General features: G+C 43.1%; 15 protein-coding genes and 2 pseudogenes. 4 read left to right on the forward strand and 13 right to left on the reverse strand.

The window, feature by feature from the left end:
* Window positions 1-366, forward strand: a 366-nt coding sequence (locus HWQ58_RS15530) for a hypothetical protein (RefSeq protein ID WP_292864030.1), incomplete at its 5' end; no start/stop codon positions are given.
* Between the two features lie 12 nt (window positions 367-378).
* Here HWQ58_RS15530 and argC read toward each other — a convergent pair.
* From argC to glpK, 3 genes and pseudogenes are all read right to left on the reverse strand, one after another.
* The gene (argC, locus tag HWQ58_RS15535) at window positions 379-1,377 is read right to left on the reverse strand and encodes an N-acetyl-gamma-glutamyl-phosphate reductase (RefSeq protein ID WP_292864033.1); all 999 of its coding nucleotides are present in this window, start codon (window positions 1,375-1,377) and stop codon (window positions 379-381) included.
* A 72-nt stretch (window positions 1,378-1,449) separates the two neighbouring features.
* Window positions 1,450-2,075: pseudogene (locus HWQ58_RS15540) on the reverse strand (hypothetical protein).
* Between the two features lie 104 nt (window positions 2,076-2,179).
* Window positions 2,180-3,694 carry a glycerol kinase GlpK gene (gene glpK / locus HWQ58_RS15545; protein WP_292864036.1) on the reverse strand — a complete coding sequence of 505 codons (1,515 nt, stop codon included), beginning with the start codon at window positions 3,692-3,694 and terminating at the stop codon, window positions 2,180-2,182.
* Window positions 3,695-4,426: 732 nt separating this feature from the next.
* Between glpK and HWQ58_RS15550 the strand changes: the two genes are divergently transcribed.
* Window positions 4,427-5,110, forward strand: a complete 684-nt coding sequence (locus tag HWQ58_RS15550) for a CPBP family intramembrane glutamic endopeptidase (protein WP_292864039.1) — start codon at window positions 4,427-4,429, stop codon at window positions 5,108-5,110.
* Between the two features lie 30 nt (window positions 5,111-5,140).
* Here HWQ58_RS15550 and HWQ58_RS15555 read toward each other — a convergent pair whose 3' ends face one another.
* The 4 genes from HWQ58_RS15555 to HWQ58_RS15570 form a co-directional block, all read right to left on the reverse strand.
* Window positions 5,141-6,310, reverse strand: coding sequence for a helix-turn-helix domain-containing protein (locus HWQ58_RS15555; protein WP_292864042.1), 1,170 nt, complete (start codon window positions 6,308-6,310; stop codon window positions 5,141-5,143).
* Between the two features lie 1,403 nt (window positions 6,311-7,713).
* A complete protein-coding gene (locus tag HWQ58_RS15560; protein ID WP_366838022.1) occupies window positions 7,714-7,917 on the reverse strand; it encodes a hypothetical protein in 204 nt (67 codons plus the stop codon).
* A 290-nt stretch (window positions 7,918-8,207) separates the two neighbouring features.
* Window positions 8,208-8,543, reverse strand: a complete 336-nt coding sequence (locus tag HWQ58_RS15565; RefSeq protein WP_292864045.1) for a XisI protein — start codon at window positions 8,541-8,543, stop codon at window positions 8,208-8,210.
* The gene (locus tag HWQ58_RS15570; protein ID WP_292864048.1) at window positions 8,531-8,947 is read right to left on the reverse strand and encodes a XisH family protein; all 417 of its coding nucleotides are present in this window, start codon (window positions 8,945-8,947) and stop codon (window positions 8,531-8,533) included. Before HWQ58_RS15570 ends, HWQ58_RS15565 begins: the two co-directional genes overlap by 13 nt.
* Window positions 8,948-9,498: 551 nt before the next feature.
* Here HWQ58_RS15570 and mutS point away from each other — a divergent pair.
* Window positions 9,499-12,135, forward strand: coding sequence for a DNA mismatch repair protein MutS (mutS, locus tag HWQ58_RS15575; protein ID WP_292864052.1), 2,637 nt, complete (start codon window positions 9,499-9,501; stop codon window positions 12,133-12,135).
* Between the two features lie 92 nt (window positions 12,136-12,227).
* Here the strand turns inward: mutS and HWQ58_RS15580 are convergent.
* The 6 genes and pseudogenes from HWQ58_RS15580 to HWQ58_RS15605 all read right to left on the reverse strand — a co-directional run.
* Window positions 12,228-12,458 (reverse strand): annotated as a pseudogene (locus tag HWQ58_RS15580) (DDE-type integrase/transposase/recombinase); the annotation flags it as partial.
* 519 nt (window positions 12,459-12,977) lie between these two features.
* Window positions 12,978-13,343 (reverse strand): Nif11-like leader peptide family natural product precursor, encoded by a 366-nt coding sequence (locus tag HWQ58_RS15585; RefSeq protein WP_292864055.1) that lies wholly within the window; start codon window positions 13,341-13,343, stop codon window positions 12,978-12,980.
* Between the two features lie 773 nt (window positions 13,344-14,116).
* Window positions 14,117-15,805: a ShlB/FhaC/HecB family hemolysin secretion/activation protein gene (locus tag HWQ58_RS15590; RefSeq protein ID WP_292864057.1), complete on the reverse strand. Its 1,689-nt coding sequence runs from the start codon at window positions 15,803-15,805 to the stop codon at window positions 14,117-14,119.
* Window positions 15,806-15,862: 57 nt separating this feature from the next.
* Window positions 15,863-19,381: an S-layer family protein gene (locus HWQ58_RS15595; RefSeq protein ID WP_292864060.1), complete on the reverse strand. Its 3,519-nt coding sequence runs from the start codon at window positions 19,379-19,381 to the stop codon at window positions 15,863-15,865.
* A 10-nt stretch (window positions 19,382-19,391) separates the two neighbouring features.
* A complete protein-coding gene (locus HWQ58_RS15600) occupies window positions 19,392-19,820 on the reverse strand; it encodes a filamentous hemagglutinin N-terminal domain-containing protein (protein ID WP_292864063.1) in 429 nt (142 codons plus the stop codon).
* Window positions 19,821-19,945: 125 nt separating this feature from the next.
* The gene (locus tag HWQ58_RS15605) at window positions 19,946-21,106 is read right to left on the reverse strand and encodes a hypothetical protein (RefSeq protein ID WP_292864066.1); all 1,161 of its coding nucleotides are present in this window, start codon (window positions 21,104-21,106) and stop codon (window positions 19,946-19,948) included.
* 32 nt (window positions 21,107-21,138) lie between these two features.
* Between HWQ58_RS15605 and HWQ58_RS15610 the strand changes: the two genes are divergently transcribed.
* Entirely contained in the window at window positions 21,139-21,555 is a 417-nt protein-coding gene (locus tag HWQ58_RS15610) for a hypothetical protein (protein ID WP_292864069.1), read from the forward strand.
* Window positions 21,556-21,585: the final 30 nt, after the last annotated feature.

Below are 21,585 nucleotides of genomic sequence, written 5' to 3' on the forward strand. Positions count from 1 at the left end.
AAAATCGCTACACTCCACTATTTCTCATGCTTCCGCCTCCTTGTCACCCCTTCAGGTGTAGCTATTACCGTCATCAGCAAAATGAATCAAATTTCAAATTCGATTACTCAAATTGAAAAAGCTCTCGAAGAACAAGCAAGAAATACTGAAAAAATTCGTGAGATTGATAGAACGCTAGCCTTGCATATTCAAGAATATGTGAATCGGAAGGATGTCATTCAAATGCTTCTGGGGCAACTGAACGAAAAGATTGACCACAAGTTCAAAAGGGTATTGTTTTACACAAGAGATATCCAGCGGTTTCTCCAACGCGATACTGATTTTAAGATCCGCGAGTACGAGGAAACGACTCAGCCAGACGAATAACTCTCTGGGGATTCATGACAATCCCAACTCTTCTGGAAAACCGAGCATGATGTTTAGGTTTTGGACTGCGGCTCCTGATGCGCCCTTACCCAAGTTGTCAAGACGAGCAACTAGCAAGACTTCTTTGGTAGTGTCATTGGCGAATACAAAAACCTGAACAATATTAGTATCGTTCAGATGCGACGCCGAATAGCCCGTCGTAGACATCGCATCCAGAAATGTTCCGTCTCTCAGCAGAGTCGAATCTTGGAATGGAGCAACCTGCATGAACTTTTCACTTTGGTAGTAATCAGCGATCGCTTGATGAATAATCTTACCTGATGGTGGATTATCCAAAGTCCCCAGTGGTAAAGGTATCTGTACCAGCATCCCCTGCTCAAAATCTCCCACGGCTGGTACGAAAAGCGGCGGTGATGCTAACCCTGAATACTGATGCATTTCTTTGACGTGCTTATGCCCAAACTGCAAACTGTAGATACCATAAGGGTGGAGCGACTCTGCGCCGACTTGCTGTTCGTGAAAGGTATGATACTGTTTAATAAGATTCTTTCCGCCACCAGAGTAACCTGACACTGCATTAACGGTGATGGGAAAGTTACTATTCAGGAGTCCTTTGGCAATCAACGGACGGATACAAGCTAAAAATCCTGTGGGATAACAGCCTGGATTGCTGACAAACTGGGCGCTGGCGATTTTCTCTCGCTGTCCTGGATTTAGTTCGGGGAAACCATATACCCAGTCTTTAGCCGTGCGATGGGCAGTACTAGCATCAAGGATCTTAACCCTAGTATTACTGACTAAGCTAACAGCTTCACGGGCCGCATCATCAGGCAGGCAGAGAATGATAACATCAACAGCATTGATTAGTTTGGTTCGCTCGGTTGCATCCTTACGTTTAGATGCTTCAATGCTAACTAACTCGATGTCATCCCGATGGTTCAGGCGTGAGTAAATTTGTAAGCCTGTGGTTCCTGATTCCCCATCAATGAAAATCTTCGGTTTAGTAGTCATGGGCTTTTTATTATATGGGAGTGATATTTTGACAAAGTAAGAGTTATTTTAACGATCAATATTTGAATGAAATTAACCTGCTTTCACCATCCACACCAAAAAGCTCAGAATTGGTTCGATAGGAGGAAGAGAATAATCCATTAAATCAATTGTGACTGTTTGCCCCTCTAGTTTCAGAAATCGCCATTGGGTTCCACTGCTTACAGTACCGTAAACTGCTGTTAAGGGTTGAACTCTTGCTTGATTGAATCGCTGTGCAGCTACCATTTCTGCAATGCATTGTCCCAACCCAGATTTTAAATCTGATTTTTTTGCTTCAACAATGACAATTGCAGGTGCTTCCACCGTTAATTGTTCAGGCGAACGGCAAAGTAGGAAGTCACATACACCGTTGAGTCCAATACTTACATCAACGTTAAACTCTTCCCCTGAAAACACGCTAATTGTGGAATTGAAGATGCGTCGCACTTCCAGCAATATAGGATTAATTATCGCTTCTGAACGAGCTTTTTCTGTATCTACTGCGTTCGCGCAGCGTCTCTTTAGAGAATCGCCCACGGTAAATCCTCTAAAATACCTTGTAGTCTGAAACTTGGAGTAATGGGTTCAATCGAGTCTGGGAAAAAGCGGACTCCTTCGACAGTATTTAGATGAAAATCTTGTTTCACTCGGTCAATCGTGAATTGACTGTAGGGCATGATAAATCAATACTCCATCAATTTGCTTGATTGTAATAGTGTTTGTTCCTTAGACTTTCCCCTTTCAGGATATGAATTTTCACTTTAACTCGTTTTTGGATCGACTACTCTTCCCAAGCTAGAGTACGTTTCACTGCCTTTTGCCAAGTACCAAAGTTGGACAAGGGGAAATCACTCTTTGGCTCAAATACACGCTCAATTTGCCGTTGTTCTACCAGCGCTTCATAGCTCTCCCAAAATCCTACAGCTAAACCTGCCGCAAATGCTGCACCCTGAACGGTCGTATCGCGCATTATCGGACGTTCAACTGGAATACCTAATACATCAGCCTGAAACTGCATCAGAAAATTATTTTCGCAAGCACCACCATCTACGGTTAATCGCCCAACTGGAGTACTGCAAGATGCGTTAATTGCTTGCACCACTTCCAGAACTTGATAAGCGATCGCTTCCAGCACAGCCCGAACTAGATGCTCTGGTTGTACACTGGCGGTAATGCCGAAAAAAGCTCCCCTGGCGCTCATATCCCAGTAGGGTGCGCCCAATCCACTAAATGCTGGTACAAAGTAAACTCCGCCATTATCTTTTACCTGATTAGCCATCGCTTCAGTTTCAGCAGCAGTTTTAATCAACTTCAGGCGATCGCGTAACCATTGTATACAAGCGCCACTAGTAAACATACTACCTTCTAAGGCATAGCCTACATCTAAAGTATCCCTGGAATTTGCTTGTGTCCATGCCACTGTAGAAATGAGTTGATGGTGCGATCGCACAATTTCAGAGCCTGTGTGAGCAACCAAAAAGCTACCAGTACCGTAAGTACATTTCATCAAACCGGGGCGATCGCAGCCATGACCAAATAGAGCCGCTTGCTGATCTCCCAAGATGGCTGTGATCGGAATTTCAGTACCCAACAAAGTCGCATCAGTGACTCCAAATACTCCTAAACTCGGCTGAATCTGGGGCAAAATGTGAGCCGGAATTTGAAACAGATCCAGCAAAATCTCATCCCACTCACAGGTTTTGAGATTCATCAACATTGTACGGCTGGCGTTGCTGTGGTCAGTGGCATGGACTTTCCCACCTGTGAGGTTCCACAACACCCAGGTATCAATAGTGCCTGCTAAAACATTGTTCAGGTCAACATCTGTAAAATTGTCTAATAGCCATCTGAGCTTGGTAGCAGAAAAGTAGGCATCAATGATTAATCCGGTGCGATCGTAAATTTCTTCAGCGTAGCCTTGTTCTTGTAACTGGTGGCAAAGGGGAGCAGTGCGGCGATCTTGCCAGACGATCGCTTTATGGAGTGGTTTACCAGTAGTTTTGTCCCAAATCAAACAGGTTTCGCGCTGTACAGTTAATCCCAAAGCTGCGATCGCTGATGGTGCAATCTGGGCATTCTCAATTGCGGTTTGCATCACCCAACAAGTATCCTGCCAGATTTGTTGAGGGTCATGTTCTAACCATCCTGACTGAGGATAATACTGAGTTAATTCTTTATATGCCTGTCCAACAATCTTGCCGTCTGCGTTAAATACAAAGGCGCGGTTGCCTGTCGTACCTAAATCCAGTGCTAAGATGTAGCCCAATGATAGAATTTTTGTGCCAAATGTGTGCATAGCTGCTTTAAATGCTGCGTAGGCCTAGCCCGCCATAGGTATTGCGATTTTAGCAATACGCCCTCAATCACATATACATTATTTTGGGTACATTTTGAATTCCCTGTTTGTATCACACTAGGATTTGACAAAAAGCTATACTTAGCACGATGAGTATTAATGTCCGCCTCAAATCCTATATCCTTCACAGCATTGCAGCAGGCTGTGCATTTTAATTAAGTGTAAGTAGATCCGCACAGTAAATTATTATAAAAATGCTGCGTTCGAGGAAATATTACACACAAATTCATCCAAATTCTAGTATTAAATTTATATGACATTTATGTGACAACGGACAAAGTGTCACTTTATTCAAGTCTGATTATGACACTCAAGTTTTATAGTTTGAATATAAAAAGTAATAGTAAACCTCATCAATTTTTAAACTTGGAGTATTGTGGGCAAAATGTCTGATACTTCTAGATGGGATCGAGATGCTTCCACTACGTTTAATATCATGTTAAGTAAAACCCTTGTAATATCTGTAGGTGGGGTTGAGGAACGAAACCCAACATTTTATGCTTGTTAATATTGGGTTTTACTACCATATCTCTACAAAGAAGCAAGCTACAACACAACCTACATTGATAGATTTTATTAGAAGTAATCACCCTAACTTGACATCAGAACTATGGATTTCAAAATAGATGTAGTTTAAAAGTTAAAACCATCGAAATACAACAAAACTTTCCCATGTTAAAACCTAACCAAAATGCACTACTAGCTTTGTTATTACTTGTGCCAGTTCCGAGCATTGGTATTACAACTCAACTGTATATACTCCCTGGCTTCCCAGGACATTTAGTAGCTTTATTATCTAAAATCTGGTTGTTGGTACTACCCATTATCTGGTTGTTATTTATCGATAAAGAGAATTTAAAGGTTGAATATCCTAAAAGACGCGATTTATTAGCTGGAGTTGGATTAGGGCTATTAATGCTAGGCATCATCTTGATTGTTTATTGGCTGCTGGGGGCAAAATGGATAGATGTTGAATATGTTCGCGATCGAGCAACGCAAGTTGGATTGAACAGTTTTGCGATCTACTTAGTAGGTTCAGGATATTGGATATTTATCAACTCTTTGCTTGAGGAATTTGTCTGGCGTTGGTTTGTCTATCGTAAATGTGAAATTTTGGTATCAAGTCCTTTAGCTGTAGTACTATCTGCACTGTTTTTTACGATTCATCACGTTGTTGGTTTGGCAGCTTACTTCGATTGGCGTGCGACAACATTATGCTCATTGGGGGTGTTTCTAGCAGGGGCGGTTTGGTCATGGTGCTACTTGAATTATTGCTCAATCTGGCCTGGATACATTAGCCATGTTTTTGCAGATATAGCAATTTTCCTGATTGGCTGGCAACTTATCTTTGCTTAACAAAAATGTAATCAATCTATAGCGAACTAATTAATCAAAATCTCTCAATATAATGTGTTTTTTTAAGTCGAAACTGATTATACCTTCTTCTTGTAATTTGCCCATCAATCGTGTAATTGTTACTCTGGTGGTACAGCAGGCGCTAGCAATATCTTCGTGAGTAAACCGAACACTTAAGCGAGTTCCCTCTGGTACAGTTTCACCCACTTCTCGTTTCAAAAGTTGTAATAGATGGTGGAAGCGTTCTTGTACTCGCCGTCTTCCACAAATGGCTAAAAAAGATTCTGTTTGCTGTAACCGGTGATTAATTTTTGGTAGAAGTGTATGGCTAAGTGTTGGAGAAGCTGCTACCTCTACCGCGTAAATTGACACCAACTCAACATCAGCAAGGACTGTTGCTTGGTAAATGTTTAAAGATGTCAAACTAGAACCAAAAACCATTCCTGCTGTTGCCAATCCTATCAGCACTTCTTCACCCGTTTCGTAGTAGGTACTGAGTTTGACCAAACCCTGAGAAACATACCAAATTACCAATGGGTTCAGGGGAATAGTTTCTCCTTTAACATATTTATGTATGGGGCGATCATTGAAGATGTCACTGTCGCCCTTGACTATTGCTGATTTTAAATGCTGACGCTCAGTAATATTACGCAGCATCCAGCGCAGAGAGATTGCCTTACCCTGGTGATTGCGGATAACTGCCACTGTCAAAGCTGCATCAAAGAACTCGCCATAACGTTGCTGCAAACGTACCAATAACTCTCTAACTCTGTCTGATTGCGATAGCTGCATCAGTTCGTTGCAAACTTGCTGACGTTCTTCTAGAAGGACAAAGTTAACTATTGGTTTGCCTACTAAAAAATGCTTTGAAACATTCAACAACTTAGCTGCGGTGAGGTTAGCTTCTTGGATAATTCCTTCTCTATTAGTCACTAAATAGCCGTCTGGCGCCAACTCGAATAAATCTTGGTAGTGTTGGCGTTCTGCCTCTAACCAATCTCGTGTTTTTACTAGTTCCTCGTTTTGCTGATAAAGTTCCTCCGCCGCTAACTGTACTATCTTTGAGGAGTTATAGAGTTCCTTAAAAGCTTGCGGTAGCAGATCCGGGGAAATCCAAGGTAGTACACTAGCAGTTTGGTATAAATCTGCTAAACGCTTGTGCAATATTTCTGCGCGTTGGATAAATTTTTCTATGTTCACCTTAAATTCCCACTACTTGCTTGCAGAGGTTGAGCAAAAAAAAATATACTAGGTAAATCCTTGAAAAAATTGCAGCATTCCTAATTTTATTGAGTGATAAATTTAACTGGTTGTAAACTACAATTTTTATGCAATTGAACTTATAAAATTACATTATATTTTAGGTTCTTGATACTTTATATCTTACAGTCGCTAAAGATGGGCCAGTTTTTAAATGACACGTGTCCCATTCAACCTAGATGCTTAAAGTAAATTTAATCTAGCAAATTACAAAGTGTTCATTATAACTTTCGCTACTCAGATATTTTTTGCAAAAAATAATTTTATAGGATTTTCCTAAGTATTACTTCTACCTTTGGTGGGAAAATTCTATAAACTCAGCTAAATACGAGTGCCAAATCTGCCATCTAACGATTGTGCTAATTTTTGACTAAACTAATAAGCCAGTCAAAATGATGACTAGCAAAGAGCAGATACTACAGTTGGAAAACTCTACATCTCAGCCTTAATTTCTAACTATTATTGTTGAACCCGCTTTGTCATTCCTCCAATGAATGATTTAGTGCTAATGATAATTGTTTCCATTGTTACTAAGAATAACTGATAATAGTTTCCCCAACTTCCATCACAAGAATCAAGCAACTACTACTAAAGACATAGAAGCTAAGTTAAGTTTGTTTGTGATTCTGAATACGTTGCCTATTAATAAAAATCACAACAAAATTCCTAACTTCTTTAAGAGGATGTTTTAAAAGTATTATTGCTACACGAATAGCTTATACCAATTCTGTATAATAATGCGCCAAATTATATAAGGAACGAACCGCAAAGGCGCAAAAAACACAAAGGAAGAAAGAAAATTTGGCGCAGCCTCACAAAGAAATGGTATTAGAAATCGGGAGCATCCCAATGCAAGCCAAAAGACACAGGACTGGTACAAAAACCCTGTACAAACCTCTTTCCTTTGCGTTCTTCTCTGACGAGACGCTGCGCGTAGCTTGCTTCTCCGTAGGAGTATGCGTCCTACCCTGCGGTCAGCCGCTCCACGTCTATGCGGTTCGTTATTTCATTCTCCGCCTAAGTCCAAATACCGTATAAAAATAAACTTGCACATTTGGGATGCTCTCGGTACGGGTAAGAGTAAAACGACTGGGAACAAGCAATAGTCGAACTACTATATCTAGAATTGCAAAGATAGATATTAATAAGTTAAAAATATTTGTATAGAAAAGCACGTATTAACTTAATAATTATCCGCCTCTTTAGTTAGAGGATAAATGAAGTAGTAAGCTGGTGTAATTTAACAATGCGTAACAGCTAATCAACGCGCAAGTTATAAGGAGTGATGGGTGAAGTGTCAATGCAATAAAATCTCGTCATTCCTTTTTACTTAGTTCAGTTTATTAGCTTAACTGCAAATAGTGAATTGTACTGGTGACGGCTTTTGGAGAACCAATCAATAAATGTTTAATTGCTTCTTTGTTGGGCAATCGCATTTGAGCAGATTGTTTAAGGACGAGTGCATCGAAGTCTTCGCTACTCAAATACTGTTGCAACTGTGCTTGAGGGAACTTTTGATTTTCTCCGAACTTTTGTACTTGTGTCATTATTGTAGTTAACTCCTAGAGTAGGGGTTTAAAGAAAAGCAATCGCGGACTCTTCCCGGAGGGCGATCGCTTTTCTTATACTTTGAATATTTTAGTATAATTTTATACAAATTAACTATTAATGAAAAAAAATGTTTACGACAAATTACCCTATCTAAGTTGCACTGTTGTAGGGATTTTCAAAAATGTCGGCACTAAGTAAAATATACAGTCAGTTATGTTAAGAATACAAACAAAGTTGTTTACTAATGTCAGCTAGAGTTTTTATCTGATTAGTTAATTGTTGATATTTAACCTACAGCATAATCTGTAAATTGGCGCTTAAATGGTGAATGAAAGCCGATGACAATATCCTGCTTCGGGATACCTAAATTTGCTAAATCTTCTCCTACTTCATTTTCTGTCCCATTATGTTGCAGCCAAACTTTACCATCTTTGATGTCTAAATGTATAAAACAACCATAAACACGACGTTGGTTTTTCCAGCCGACATTTACAAGTTGATAGTGGTGGCGTTCTGGATCAAAAATTAATTGAGTTTCAACTTCTGAATCTTGACTAGAAATTTCAGCATATTCTTGGAGAAGTTGCTGAATTATTCGTTGATATTTTTTTAGTTTATCCATTCGACAATATCCTCCGTTACAGGCTGATAAGTAATCAATTTAAGTTGATATGTTTTGATAATATTTTGTACAAGTCTGATAGTAAAGAAGGAAGTATATGTATCGATGGGAACTGCTAAATAGAGAGTGCGGTCTGGTTCTTGTTCGGATAATGCTAGTCTATAGTTAATAAACTGTCCTAAAGCTGTGTGAAATTCAGAAATAGCAGATGTTTTAAAAAAACTTTTAATTTCAACAGCAATTTTTGTACCCTCTCTTTCTGCTGCTAGAATTCTTTTTGCACCTAAGTCTATATACATATCTCCTAACTCGAAACTGACAGGTAAGGGATCGTGGGTAATTTTCCACCCTTCTTTTTCTAGTCCTTTTTTGACTGCGTTGTGAAAGATATCTCTTGCTGGCATAATATCGCATTATAGTTGAGTTGACACTAATGATATTAGACTCTTCCACAAGGGCGTAGGCGTAGCCCGTCGTAGACATCGCCATTATAAAATTCAGATGAATTAAACGTAGGTTGGGTTTCCTTACGTCAACCCAACTTACATTTAATGCACAAATTTAGCCTTGACACGGCACTAGATTTATGCAGGAAGTGGATTATTGCAGCAAAACTCTTGTGGAATGAATCAGCCCTGGGAGATTAAGGGGGGAAACAAGAAATCTTGTTCCCTCCGCTTTATAAGGGGAGGGTTAGGGTGGGGTAAAATCGATATTTATTAACTACTTCAGACTTGTGTATACACGGTAGCCCCTTTATAAGGGGAGGGTTAAACAGAAAAAATGTTGTTCCCTCCCCAATACATACGGGGAGGGTTAGGGTGGGGTATTTTTGTACTTGATTAACTTGCAATCTGCTGTGAAGGTAAAATATCCTTGAGCGATCGCCATTCAACTTTCACATCACGTTATCATCAGATATTGTGGAATTTCCGTGCGTAACTCGATAGCATCTATGACCGCCTCTCACTCCGAAACTCCATCTACCAAGCCCGATGCAAGTACTTTTATTTCTGACCATCAACAGGTGGATCGCAGTAAGCTAAGTCAAATGTACTTGCATTATGTCGAGACAAAGGATAAATATCCTCACGCGGTATTGCTGTATCGGGTAGGAGATTTCTTTGAATGCTATTTCCAAGATGCTGTAAAACTAGCGCAAGAATTGGAATTAGTTCTCACTAGTAAGCAAGCTGGGGAACAGGGACGGGTGGCGATGTCTGGTGTTCCGCATCACGCTTGGGAACGCTACGCGACGATGCTGGTAGAAAAAGGCTACGCAGTGGTAATTTGCGATCAAGTGGAAGATGCTTCTGAAGCTGCTGGGAGATTGGTGCGACGAGAAGTAACGCGCATTCTTACACCCGGCACTTTGCTGGAAGAAGGAATGCTCAAATCCAGTCGCAATAATTACCTTGCAGCAGTAGTAATTGCTGAAAACCATTGGGGTTTAGCCTATGCAGATATCTCTACAGGTGAATTTCTTACTACTCAAGGTAGCGATTTAGAACATTTGACACAAGAATTAATGCGCTTGCAACCTTCAGAGGTGTTAGTTCCGACAAATGCGCCTGATTTGGGGAGTTTGCTACGTCCAGGAGAAACTTCGCCACATCTGCCAGAATGTTTGCCACCATCATTTTGTTATAGTTTGCGATCGCAACTTTCCTTTTCTCAAGGAGAAGCTAGACCTAGATTATTGCAGAAATTTAAGGTGCGATCGCTCGAAGGACTCGGTTGCGATCGTCTTCCCCTCGCCGTTCGTGCGGCTGGGGGTCTTCTGGAATACCTGGAAGATACCCAAAAAGAAAACCCTGTCACCCTCCAGAGACTCCGCAGCTACACAGTCACCGACTACCTAATTGTTGACAATCAAACCCGCCGTAACCTGGAAATTACCCAAACTGTTCGAGATGGCACTTTTCACGGTTCCCTACTTTGGGCGTTAGATAAAACAAGTACAGCGATGGGTGGGCGGGCTTTGCGGCGGTGGTTGTTGCAACCCCTACTTGATATTAAAGGCATTCGGGCGCGGCAAGATACCATCCAAGAATTGATGGAAAATACGCCCCTGCGTCAAGATTTACGCCAGTTGTTAAGGCAAATTTATGATTTGGAACGCCTCACAGGAAGAGCGGGTTCTGGTACAGCTAATGCTAGAGATTTAGTAGCTTTGGCAGATTCCCTCTCACGTTTACCGGAATTATCCAACTTAGTAGTTGAGACGCGTTCTCCCTTCCTGAAAGCTTTGCAGAAAGTCCCAAGTGTGTTGGAAGAATTAGCACAAAAGTTACACGCACATCTTGTAGAGTCACCACCCATCCAAATCAAGGAAGGCGGATTAATTCGCCCCAGTGTAAATCCCCTATTGGATGAAAGGAAGGCGACTGTAGAAGCAGACCAGCTATGGATTGCCAACTTGGAAGTTGATGAGAGAGCTAAGACAGGAATTTCCACACTGAAGGTAGGATTTAACAAAACCTTTGGTTATTACATCAGTATTTCCCGCACCAAAGCAGACCTTGTACCCGCTAATTATATCCGTAAGCAAACTCTGACCAATGAGGAGCGTTACATCACCCCTGATTTAAAGGAACGAGAAGCTAGAATTCTCACAGCGCGAGATGATTTAAATCAGTTGGAATATGAGATTTTTACAGCGTTGCGGGAAGAGGTAGCACAAGAAGCGGAAGTAATTCGCAATTTATCTCGTGCAGTAGCAGCGGCGGATGTGTTGTGTGGTTTGGCTGAGTTGGCGGTGCATCAAGGTTACTGTCGTCCCGAAATGTTGCCAGGAAGGGAGATAAACATTGTTGATGGTCGTCATCCGGTGGTGGAACAGTCTTTACCTGCGGGATTCTTTGTGCCGAATTCAACGCAATTGGGTCAAGAGTCATTAGTCATTAGTCATTTGTCATTAGTAGATGACCAAGAACAAATGACAAGTGACAAAGGACAAATGACAAATGACAGTCCCGATTTAATTATTCTTACCGGGCCAAACGCCAGTGGCAAAAGTTGTTATTTGCGTCAGGTGGGATTGATTCAGTTAATCGCACAAATTGGTAGTTTTGTACCAGCTAGGTTTGCCAGATTGGGAATATGCGATCGCATTTTCACCCGTGTCGGTGCAGTAGATGATTTAGCAACTGGTCAATCCACGTTTATGGTGGAGATGAATGAAACCGCAAATATTCTCAACCATGCTACATCTAGGTCGTTGGTACTATTAGATGAAATTGGTCGCGGGACAGCGACATTTGATGGTCTTTCCATAGCTTGGGCGGTGGCAGAATATATAGCAGTGGATATTCGGTCGCGGACAATTTTTGCCACGCATTACCACGAGTTAAATGAATTGGCTAGCATTATACCGAATGTGGCTAACTATCAAGTGACAGTGAAAGAATTACCCGACCAAATTATCTTTTTGCACCAAGTTCAACCAGGAGGTGCTGATAAGTCTTATGGAATTGAAGCGGGAAGATTGGCGGGTTTACCAGCCGTAGTTATTCAACGCGCAAAACAAGTCATGGGGCAAATTGAAAAACACAGTAAGATTGCAATGGGACTGCAAAATCTCGATGGGTAAGCAAGATTCGTAGTGAGTTAACGCGGTCTTGGGGAGTTGGTTGTGTTGCAAAAACTTGCAAAGAACAAAAGCTCTGTAAAAATCAGAACCAGCTATGAAGCTACTTTGAAAATTTGAGCAACAAATTTCTCTTGAGCAGCAATGTCTATTTTTTTAACTCCCTTGACTTGTCCCTTACGGTTCATGTTCATAGCCTCATATCCTCTCAAGGTTCACCTCGCTGTATTGAACGAAGCAAATCCCATTCCTGGTTTAACCAATCGTTTAATAAATCGATAATCTTGTTCCAGATTATTATTTAGATATTTGACTTGTCGTACACTGTTGTTTGTAGCTGAATTATTTGAATGGACAACAATCCATCCATGAGCATCGACAGCAACTTCACATGCACCATTGCTATTTTTTGAGGTAACACGTATTGTTGCATTCTGACATTCTGCATTATTACCAGAACAGCAGTCTTTAGCGCCTGAGCCCATATCTTTTTCCCAATATTCATTTTTAACTATAGTGTTATAAAGCTTGGAGGAATGTGCTAAAAAGTATCGTCGTTTTTGCCAACAGTACAAACTCAGGGTGAAAACAGATAGAGGATTTCACTGGGGAAGTCAATTGCTATTTGGTTTAAAAATCAGTTGCAAGGGTAAACACAAATCCTCATTAAGGCAGTTAGCATTGCCCTGGTGCCAGGAGTACCAAGTATTGAAACGCCACAAAGTGCTAGAGGTAGTGCAAAAGTTTATTCAGGCAAATTGAAGGGAATTGGAAGAGGCAAGAAATGTTGTATGATCTGAAACCGGCTGTAGCTATCCCTCACCCCTCACTTCCTTCTTCTCAATTCATTTCCCCTTGTCTTTTTCCCTAATCTGTTCAATCTTTCGTTGCTGCTGTTTTAGTATTTCCATCATCACACTGCCAACTATATCTTCGAATATCTTCCTCCGAAAGACAAGTTGATCTAGATCTGCCCCGTCAACAATGATCACCTCTTCATCTTCCCCTAACTCCACGTACTCCCCTGCAATGACAGCTTTGATCGCCATCGCACGTAAGATCTCCTCTTTAGTAAAAGAGTAGCCTTTTTCCTTTCCCTGCTCAACAGCTAGCTCACTCAGGCTTTCTGGGTCTGTTGCTTTGAGCCGCTCTTGCAGCATTGGGTCTTTCAACACCTTAGTGTAAAACTGTTTGAGATCGTTTGTCGTCATATGTTTTCTCCTGAACTTCCTAATTGTCTATTGTTTGTTTTCTTTAAAGAGCAGTGTGTTTGTTTGCTTGATAAATACAATAAAACAAGCTATTAGATAATGCATTGGGTGCTTGTGCAAAGTTGATTGCTCAAGTAAGATGAGTTGATTCGCACAATAAAGCAATATTGATTACAGTTTTCTGCAATTATTCTCTGATTTTTCTCGTTAAGTCTCAAAACTGGAGTTTAGACTAGTCAGGAGTACGAGACTCCAAACCTTTACGGCGATTGATGTACATCAAATATAAACGCACCCACCCAAAACTTGAGTAGGAAATCTGTAGTACTTTTGAACTAAATATCTCTCCAGGGCAATCAAGGATGCGATGGCTGGCTCCGTCCGCCGCAGGTATCGCCCACGGTGGGCGAAACGCCATTGCCGGAGACTGTGGTGTCGGCGATCGCGCTTATAAAATAAATTGACGAGTGCAATTTTCTCTTCTTTAAACCTTTGGGAATAAAAATGATGACTTAATATCAATGAAAGATTAATTTTTATCAATTATTTTGAAGGAAATTTTAAGAATTAATCGTTCTTAAGTATGTTTTTGAATAGTACAGTGTTGCTGGGTTAGATATCTGATGTTACGTAAAAAATATGAATTTGATAAATAATTTAGCATTTTGATTAAGTTAATAGGAGAGATCGATGATTTTCTGTTAAACTTAGTCTTGTTTTAATCATCTAGTTGGCACATAGAATTAGTTTCATTAAAAAATGTTTGAAGCATTTCAAAACGGCTGATAGCGTATTGAAAAGTAGAGACCGTTTTCTTGCAACGAGTTGCCCCGATCGCCAACTGAAATTAAGGGAATACCATAGTCTAGGTGCAACGATAAATCGGGGATAATTAGCCAGCGCAAACCCAGTCCTAAACTGCTAATTGTCGCTGGAACGGGGTCAATTTCTCGATTATTCCAGACCGTACCGATTTCAAAAAAAGGCACTAACTGTAGTACTTTAGGGTCTGATGTGAGGGGAACACGAACTTCGACCGAACCCAGGATGCCATTGTCGGCAACAAGTTGGTTTTGTCGGTAGCCTCGAACTGTATCGACTCCACCTATACTGAAGCGTTCTAAAGATAGCAAAGAATCTGGGGTTAGCTGGGCATCAATTCGCGCTACTAGCAGATTTCTGGGTGACAACTGCTGCACCCACTGAAATTGTCCCAACCAGGAAAAGAATCGCCCGTCAGTACCCGTATTATTTATAGTTGCATCAAACGCATCTATCCCTAGACTGAATTGAGACCGGGCGGCTAAGACTCGTTTGGTGCCGCGATTGACCCAATCTTGAGAAAACCGAATCACTGTAACTTTGCTTTCCCCATTTTCTGGACCTTCTGTGAAGGAATAGGGAGTGTCGTTGAGTATATACGTTTGGCTGCGACGCAGGTCTAAGGATAAGCCGAATGCAAATTCACTGGTTGGTGTTCTTATGATTGGCTGACGGAAACCAAGAGAATAGGTTTGAGCCTCACTTCTGATACCTAACTTCCGAAAATCTTCTCCAATAATGCGGCTGTCGTCATTGTTATAGCGGAAGCTAAGAGTACCATTGCGAGCATTTACAGGGATAGTATAATTGATATCGTAGAGGTTAAGTCCTTCAGTACGACCGTATCTGGCACTGAGGCGATCGCCAAATCCTAACAGATTATCATGACTGACTTCTATGCTGCCTTGGATGGAACCAATGCTGGGAGATTGGTTGTTATCAATGACTACAGCAGTATGAAAAGCGGGTGCTTCTTTGAGACTGACCCGTAAGATATTGCTCCCAGGAGTGCTGCCTGCGGCTAACTCGGCATTCACCTGCTTAATAAGCGGATCGAGTTGCAACAGTTGTAAGGCTTGTTCTAGGCGTCGCTGGTTTAAGGGAGTAGACGTGGCGCGAATGATGCGCGATCGCACGTATCCTTCACGCAATCGCCTTAACCCACCGATTTCAAGAAGCTCAAGTTTGCCCTCTACAACTTGAATTTTGACTATACCAGTGCTGAGGTCTTGATTGTTGGGCAAGAAGGCTCCAGAGGTAATGTAGCCGTTTCTAATGTAGAGTTTAATAATTGCCGAGCGCAGTTCGAGCAACTCTTCAAAAGTGACTGAGCGGTTCTCGTAGGGCTGGGTTAAGGTGGCAATTTCGTCATGCAAAACGGTATTTCCTAGCACTTCCACTTTTTTAATGAAGAAGCGATCGCTTGATGGGGAAGTAACTTCAGGTGAATCTGGGGTTGGGGGAGTTTGCAGTTTAACTTTCGGTGGTAATGTAGGCGTTTCACCAGGGAGAGTCCGAGGGGATTCAGAGGGTTTGGGAATCGTTTGCTCAACCGCATCAGGTGCAGTTGGGGGAATAGTGACGCCTGGTGGTGGGGACTGAGCCACTGTACTGAGCGCAAAGCAAGCTGAGGTCGCCATGCAAGAGCTTAAAATGGCAACCCACCTATTGATTGGGTACATACTCATATTATTGAATTAAGAACATTCTCGACTCAATACGAGTTTCCCATTTGGTAGTCGATATACCCCAAGAGGTTCTACAATGGGGTCACTTTTTTGCCAAGAAGAATTTGGGTTGGTATTTGAGAGTGTGCTGTCACTTGGTAAAGTTTTCACATCTACTGTGGGAAAGCTGGACATTTGAGCATCTCCCGGGCGCTGGGGTAAGCCACCAGTACCTGTGATCGTGAAGCTTCCCCTTGTTGGTTGATTGCGGCGGACAATGCAACTATTTGCCAGGAGGCTGTCGGTGTTAATCTGATTTTCGGGTAACTCGGTAAGGCTGTTTTGGATAAAGCTGACATCGGGTATGGTGATGACTCCATTGATAGCACCAGTGGCATTCACGTCTACTCGGTTATTGCCATTAAGGGTATCTGGGGGATCGTTACGAGAAGATGCAGAGCTGTAGTTTTCGCCGAAGAAAGCTCTGGTATCGAGGGTGATATTTCCCCCTTTGCCGCCATCATTACGAGCAGCATAAGCGAGGATGTCGCTGTCGCCAAAAGCGATAATTGAGTTAGCTGTTAGCTTAATGTTACCGCCACCACCTGCACCAGAGGCGATATCGGTTCTGATATCGCTATTACCAAAGAGGCGGATGTCAGAAGCGGTGATGGTGATACCTCCCCCAGAAGATTCCTTGGAGGAAGTTGCGATCATGCCATTTGTGGCTGTTAGGTTTGGGGTGTTAATCTTGATGTTACCAGCAGGAGCTGCGCCTGTTGACTTAGCACCTAAACTTGCATTGGTAAGGTTGAAGGATTCTGTGGCGTTGATGATCATACTGCCGCCTGTGCCTTCTGGATTTTTTGAGGAGGTGGATGCAGAGATAGTTGCACCGTCAGCAATGGTGAGCTTTTGCGTGTCAATGCTTAGGTTTCCCGCAGTACCATCACCCGTGGTTTCCACGGCAAGTTGACCTGGCCCTTGAATAGTTATGGCTTCTGGTGCTTGTACTATCAGGTTTCCTCCTTTACCACTTCCAGTTGTGGACGCAGACACTTGGGATTTGAGAGCTAAGGTGAGGTTGAGGGTGGATTGATTCTCATAGGGTTTAAGGGTTAAAGTCCCAGCGGGGGTTTGTCCTTGAGTTTCGGCAAAGACGCCCACGACTCCGGCTAAATCCATAGTGGAGGCATTTAAGGTGATGCTACCACCACCTTGTGGATTGGTGGCGGTATCGGTGGCGGTGGCAGTGATGCGGGCGGTGTCGGAGAGGGTTAAGCTGGGGGTATTGATAATAATGTTTCCGGGTTGGCCTGCGCTGCTGGTTTCGACAGATAGAACCGGGGAAAAATCTTCCACACCAATGCCCAGGTTCATGGCAGTGGAGGCATTGGCTGTAATTGTGCCGCTATTGCCAAATCCATTCGTTAAGGCAAGCACTTTGGCTCCCGTGGCAACGGTTAAGGTGGAGGTGTCGAGGGTAATGTCTCCCGCATTCCCACTGCCTGTGGTTGAGGTGGAAAGTTCGGTTTGTTGGATGTCTAAATTTCTGCTGTTAACTTCAATTTTGCCAGCATTACCTGCGCCTGTGGTTCCTGTGCTAATGGTGCTTTGTCCCTGAATTGTGATGGTGTTGGCAGCCTTAATTTTTATATTCCCGCCGGTTCCTTGGTTAGAAGTGGAGGCAGAAATAGACGTTCCTGGTACCAGGTTAATATTGAGGTTTTCTGTGTTGGGGTGGGATTGAAGGGTAATATTTCCGGCAGGGCTAGAACTTTTTGTGATGGTGGCGATGTTGGCTCTGTTTTGCAGGGTTAATTGGGGGGTGGTTAGGGTAATATCTCCGGCAAAGCCAATGTTAGTGGTTCCGGCAGATAGTTCACTAGCAGAACCGATGAGCGTAATTCCTTGACCAGCTTCGATACCGATACTGCCTGCCGCACCTGTTTTGCTAGTGTTACTTCTAATAGAACTATTATTGAATGTGACTAGACCTGGGATGCTTACGGTTACATTCCCAGCGGGGTCGCTGCCTTTGGTGTCACTTTGAATGGAACTGTTGTTGAATGTGAGATTGCCTGAGCTGGTGACATCAACATTGCCTGATTGACCTTTTCCATCGACCTTCAAGGTGATGAATTCATCATCAAATACAAATGGATTTGGTATAGTCACCTGCTTACTCGTCAGAATCTTGGTATCCGTGAGCAATAAATCTCCCAGACCTGTTACCTGAACTGCTCCAGATTGTGAGTCAGAAGATAAAGTTAATATTTCTAGATTACTTACGTTGTTTTTAGCTTCTAGGCTAACTTTCCCGCCATTTCCATTTCCTGCGGTTCCTTTCTCAGAGACAGAAAAGGAGCCAAGGACTGTAGACTGATTTCCTCTCCCGGAAATATCCCCTCCTCTGGTTTGGAGGGAAATCGCGCCTCCTTGACCTGCTGTTCCAAACCGAGAGTACGAGTAAGAGTACAAATCGCCAGTGATAAAGATGTCATTGTCAGCAGTTAAGCGAATCGCGCCCCCCTGACCCGCATTGCCTGATTCAGACAACGAGTAAGAGTACAAATCGCCAGTGATATTGATGTCATTGGCAGCAGTTAAGCGAATCGCGCCCCCCTCACCCGCATCGCCCCTCGAGAAAGAGAACAAAGGGCCAGTGTTAATGCTACCCTTTGCAGCCGAGAGTATAATGTCCCCTCCATTCCCACCATTGTGCGACAAAGAAGTATCGATATTGCCAACACTAATTCCCAGTAGCAGCCCTGAAGTAGCCGTGAACCCTGTGCCTCCAGCATTTTGAGTCAGGTTAGCAGTGTTGACGGCGGCTAACCCTGCTCGTAAAATCACTGATGGACGACTTGTGAGTGTGGCGAAATCTGGATCGGTTGTGGGAATACCGCCAACACATCCAGCTAAACCAGCTGCACACTCAGCTCCTGTAATCTTGATATTCCCACCCTGAATACTGCCCGTTGCTTCAACCTTCAGAGCAACGCCTGTATAGTCCCCAAACAGAACATCCCCATTCACTTGAATAATTGGGTCAAATATACTGACAAAGTTACCCGGTGTGCCTGAATTAGTGAGCATCGACAGGCTACCACCACTCTCAAAGTGAGCATCAAGAGAAATATCGCCATCACTGACCAGGTTGAGATTCCCCCCACTCTGAATCTTTGAGAGGGGATGGGAAAGCGCCAAGATATCAACATTCTGGTTGCCTTGAATGGTCAGATTTCTCCCAGAAGTAGCAATAATTGGGCTAGCGATCGCATCACGCACTTTCACCGTATCCTGCGCCTGTAACGTTAAATCTTCCCCTGCTTTTAACTGTCCCTGCAAGTCCAGATTACCCGCCGCCAAAGTCAGATGTTTCGGTGTTGATAAATTCCCCCGGTTAATAATCGAACCCGGTTGACTAGCAACTGCATTAAAAAACAGCGCTCCCGGAGTGACAGAAAGTAAACTACTTGTTTGCGGTTGTGTTGCACTGAAATAGCCACTATCTCCCAACTGTATCCGCTCGGCTGTCGTCGCCACAAATGACCCCTTAATATCCAAACTGGCATTTGCTACCAAATACAATCCCGTTCGGATTGAGCAAAAATAAATTCGCCCCACCCAAAACCCCTAACCTACCCAAGATGTTAGAAGGATTATTGCCCGTAACTCTAGTTAAAATATTCTCTATCCCAGCAGGATTAGCAAAATAAACACCCCTGCCTTCACCCACATTAAACTTCTCAAAACTGTGAAACAGGTTAGCGCCGCGAGTTGCTCCACCATCAATGCGATCGCTAGGAATTCCCCGTATACTGACATTAGGTGTAACAACAGAAGCTTCAGCACCCAGCGTATTGTCTGGCACGATTTGAGCCAAAACGCGATCGCTTACTCCGATTGAGAGTGCCCCCACTAAAGCGACACAACTCTCAATCTTCCACTGCCAACCTCCATCAAACCAGTTTTTAACAATCATAAGGCGCTTTTCTTAACATTTTTGGAAATCAATGATCCGGTTAATGCTTAGAAGGCTTGCTTGATGTGTAAGCATTCTAGATTATTCCCTCCCGAAAGTGATAAAAGAGGATTAGGAGGAGAGGGTTAAGAACATTCTCGACTCAATACGAGTTTCCCATTTGGTAGTCGATATACCCCAAGAGGTTCTACAATGGGGTCACTTTTTTGCCAAGAAGAATTTGGGTTGGTATTTGAGAGTGTGCTGTCACTTGGTAAAGTTTTCACATCTACTGTGGGAAAGCTGGACATTTGAGCATCTCCCGGGCGCTGGGGTAAGCCACCAGTACCTGTGATCGTGAAGCTTCCCCTTGTTGGTTGATTGCGGCGGACAATGCAACTATTTGCCAGGAGGCTGTCGGTGTTAATCTGATTTTCGGGTAACTCGGTAAGGCTGTTTTGGATGAAGCTGACATCGGGTATGGTGATGACTCCATTGATAGCACTAGTAGCATTCACGTCTACTCGATTATTGCCATTAAGGGTATTTAGCGGATCGTTACGAGAAGATGCAGCGCTGTAGTTTTCGCCGAAGAAGGCTCTAGTGTCGAAGGTGATATCTCCACCTTTGCCATCACGAGCAAAAGCTAGGATATCGCTGTCATCGAAAGCGACGATGGAGCCAGCTTTCAGGTCAATTTTGCCACCTTCTCCTGCACCTTGGTTGACATTGGTGGTAATGTCACTGTTGCCAAATAGGCGAATCTTATCAGCAGTTATGGTGATACCTCCCCCAGAAGATTCGTTGGAGGAGGTTGCGATCGTGCCATTTGTGGCTGTTAGGTTTGGGGTGTTAATCTTGATGTTACCAGCAGGAGCAGCAGCATTTGATTGGGCAAGCAAACTCGCCCCATTACTCAAGTCTAGAGATTGTGCGGCGTTTACTGTAATATTGCCACCTACCCCATCAGGATTGGGGGAGGAGGTGGAGGCCGATACCTTAGCGCCATCAGAAATAGTTAGTCGTTGTGTGTCAATTGTCAAGTTTCCGGCAGTAGCATCACCTGTGGTTTCCACGGTAAGTAAACCTGGCCCGCTAATGGTTACTGCTTCTGGTGCTGTTACTATCAGGTTTCCTCCTTTACCACTACCAGAAGTGGATGCAGACACTCGGGATTGAGGTGCTAAGGTCAGGTTGAGGGTGGATTGATCCTGATAGGGTTTCAGGGTTAATGTTCCGGCGGGGGTTTGTCCTTCAGTTTCGGCAAAGACGCCTACAACTCCGGCTAAATGCATGATTGGAGGCATTTAAAGTTATACTGCCATCCCCTTCTATATTAGTGGCGCTAGCGGTAGCGGTGGCGGTGATGCGGGCGGTGTCGGAGAGGGTTAAGGTGGGGGTATTAATAATAATGTTTCCGGCTTTGCCTGCATTACGGGTTTCTACAGACAGAACCGGGGACAAATCTTGCACACCAATGCCAAGATTGACAGCGGTTGGGGCATTGATTTTAATGGTGCCACTATCACCACTGCCATTGGTAAAAGCAAAAACTTTGGCTTCCCTAGCAACATTTAAGGTAGAGGCGTTTAGGGTAATATCTCCGGCGTTTCCAGCTCCTGTGGTTGAGGTGGAAAGTTTTGTTTGTTGTATATCTAAATTTCTGCTGGTCAGTTCAATGTTGCCAGCTTTTCCTGCGCCTGCGGTTTCTGTGGATAAAGTTCCTTGTCCCCCTGACTATCTAATTAGTATTTAAGAGCTTGAGACTCAAGCACAGCGAGAAGTT

Origin of the sequence: Nostoc sp. LPT (genome assembly GCF_017115165.1) — a bacterium.
Taxonomy (GTDB): Bacteria; Cyanobacteriota; Cyanobacteriia; order Cyanobacteriales; family Nostocaceae; genus Nostoc.

Coding starts and splice junctions, on each gene's coding strand:
- argC (WP_292864033.1), bottom strand. CDS start 1,377: ATGACTACTAAACCGAAGATTTTCATTGATGGGGAATCAGGAACCACA.
- glpK (WP_292864036.1), bottom strand. CDS start 3,694: ATGCACACATTTGGCACAAAAATTCTATCATTGGGCTACATCTTAGCA.
- HWQ58_RS15550 (WP_292864039.1), top strand. CDS start 4,427: ATGTTAAAACCTAACCAAAATGCACTACTAGCTTTGTTATTACTTGTG.
- HWQ58_RS15560 (WP_366838022.1), bottom strand. CDS start 7,917: ATGACACAAGTACAAAAGTTCGGAGAAAATCAAAAGTTCCCTCAAGCA.
- HWQ58_RS15565 (WP_292864045.1), bottom strand. CDS start 8,543: ATGGATAAACTAAAAAAATATCAACGAATAATTCAGCAACTTCTCCAA.
- HWQ58_RS15570 (WP_292864048.1), bottom strand. CDS start 8,947: ATGCCAGCAAGAGATATCTTTCACAACGCAGTCAAAAAAGGACTAGAA.
- mutS (WP_292864052.1), top strand. CDS start 9,499: ATGACCGCCTCTCACTCCGAAACTCCATCTACCAAGCCCGATGCAAGT.
- HWQ58_RS15585 (WP_292864055.1), bottom strand. CDS start 13,343: ATGACGACAAACGATCTCAAACAGTTTTACACTAAGGTGTTGAAAGAC.
- HWQ58_RS15590 (WP_292864057.1), bottom strand. CDS start 15,805: ATGGCGACCTCAGCTTGCTTTGCGCTCAGTACAGTGGCTCAGTCCCCA.
- HWQ58_RS15600 (WP_292864063.1), bottom strand. CDS start 19,820: ATGATTGTTAAAAACTGGTTTGATGGAGGTTGGCAGTGGAAGATTGAG.
- HWQ58_RS15605 (WP_292864066.1), bottom strand. CDS start 21,106: ATGCCTCCAATCATGCATTTAGCCGGAGTTGTAGGCGTCTTTGCCGAA.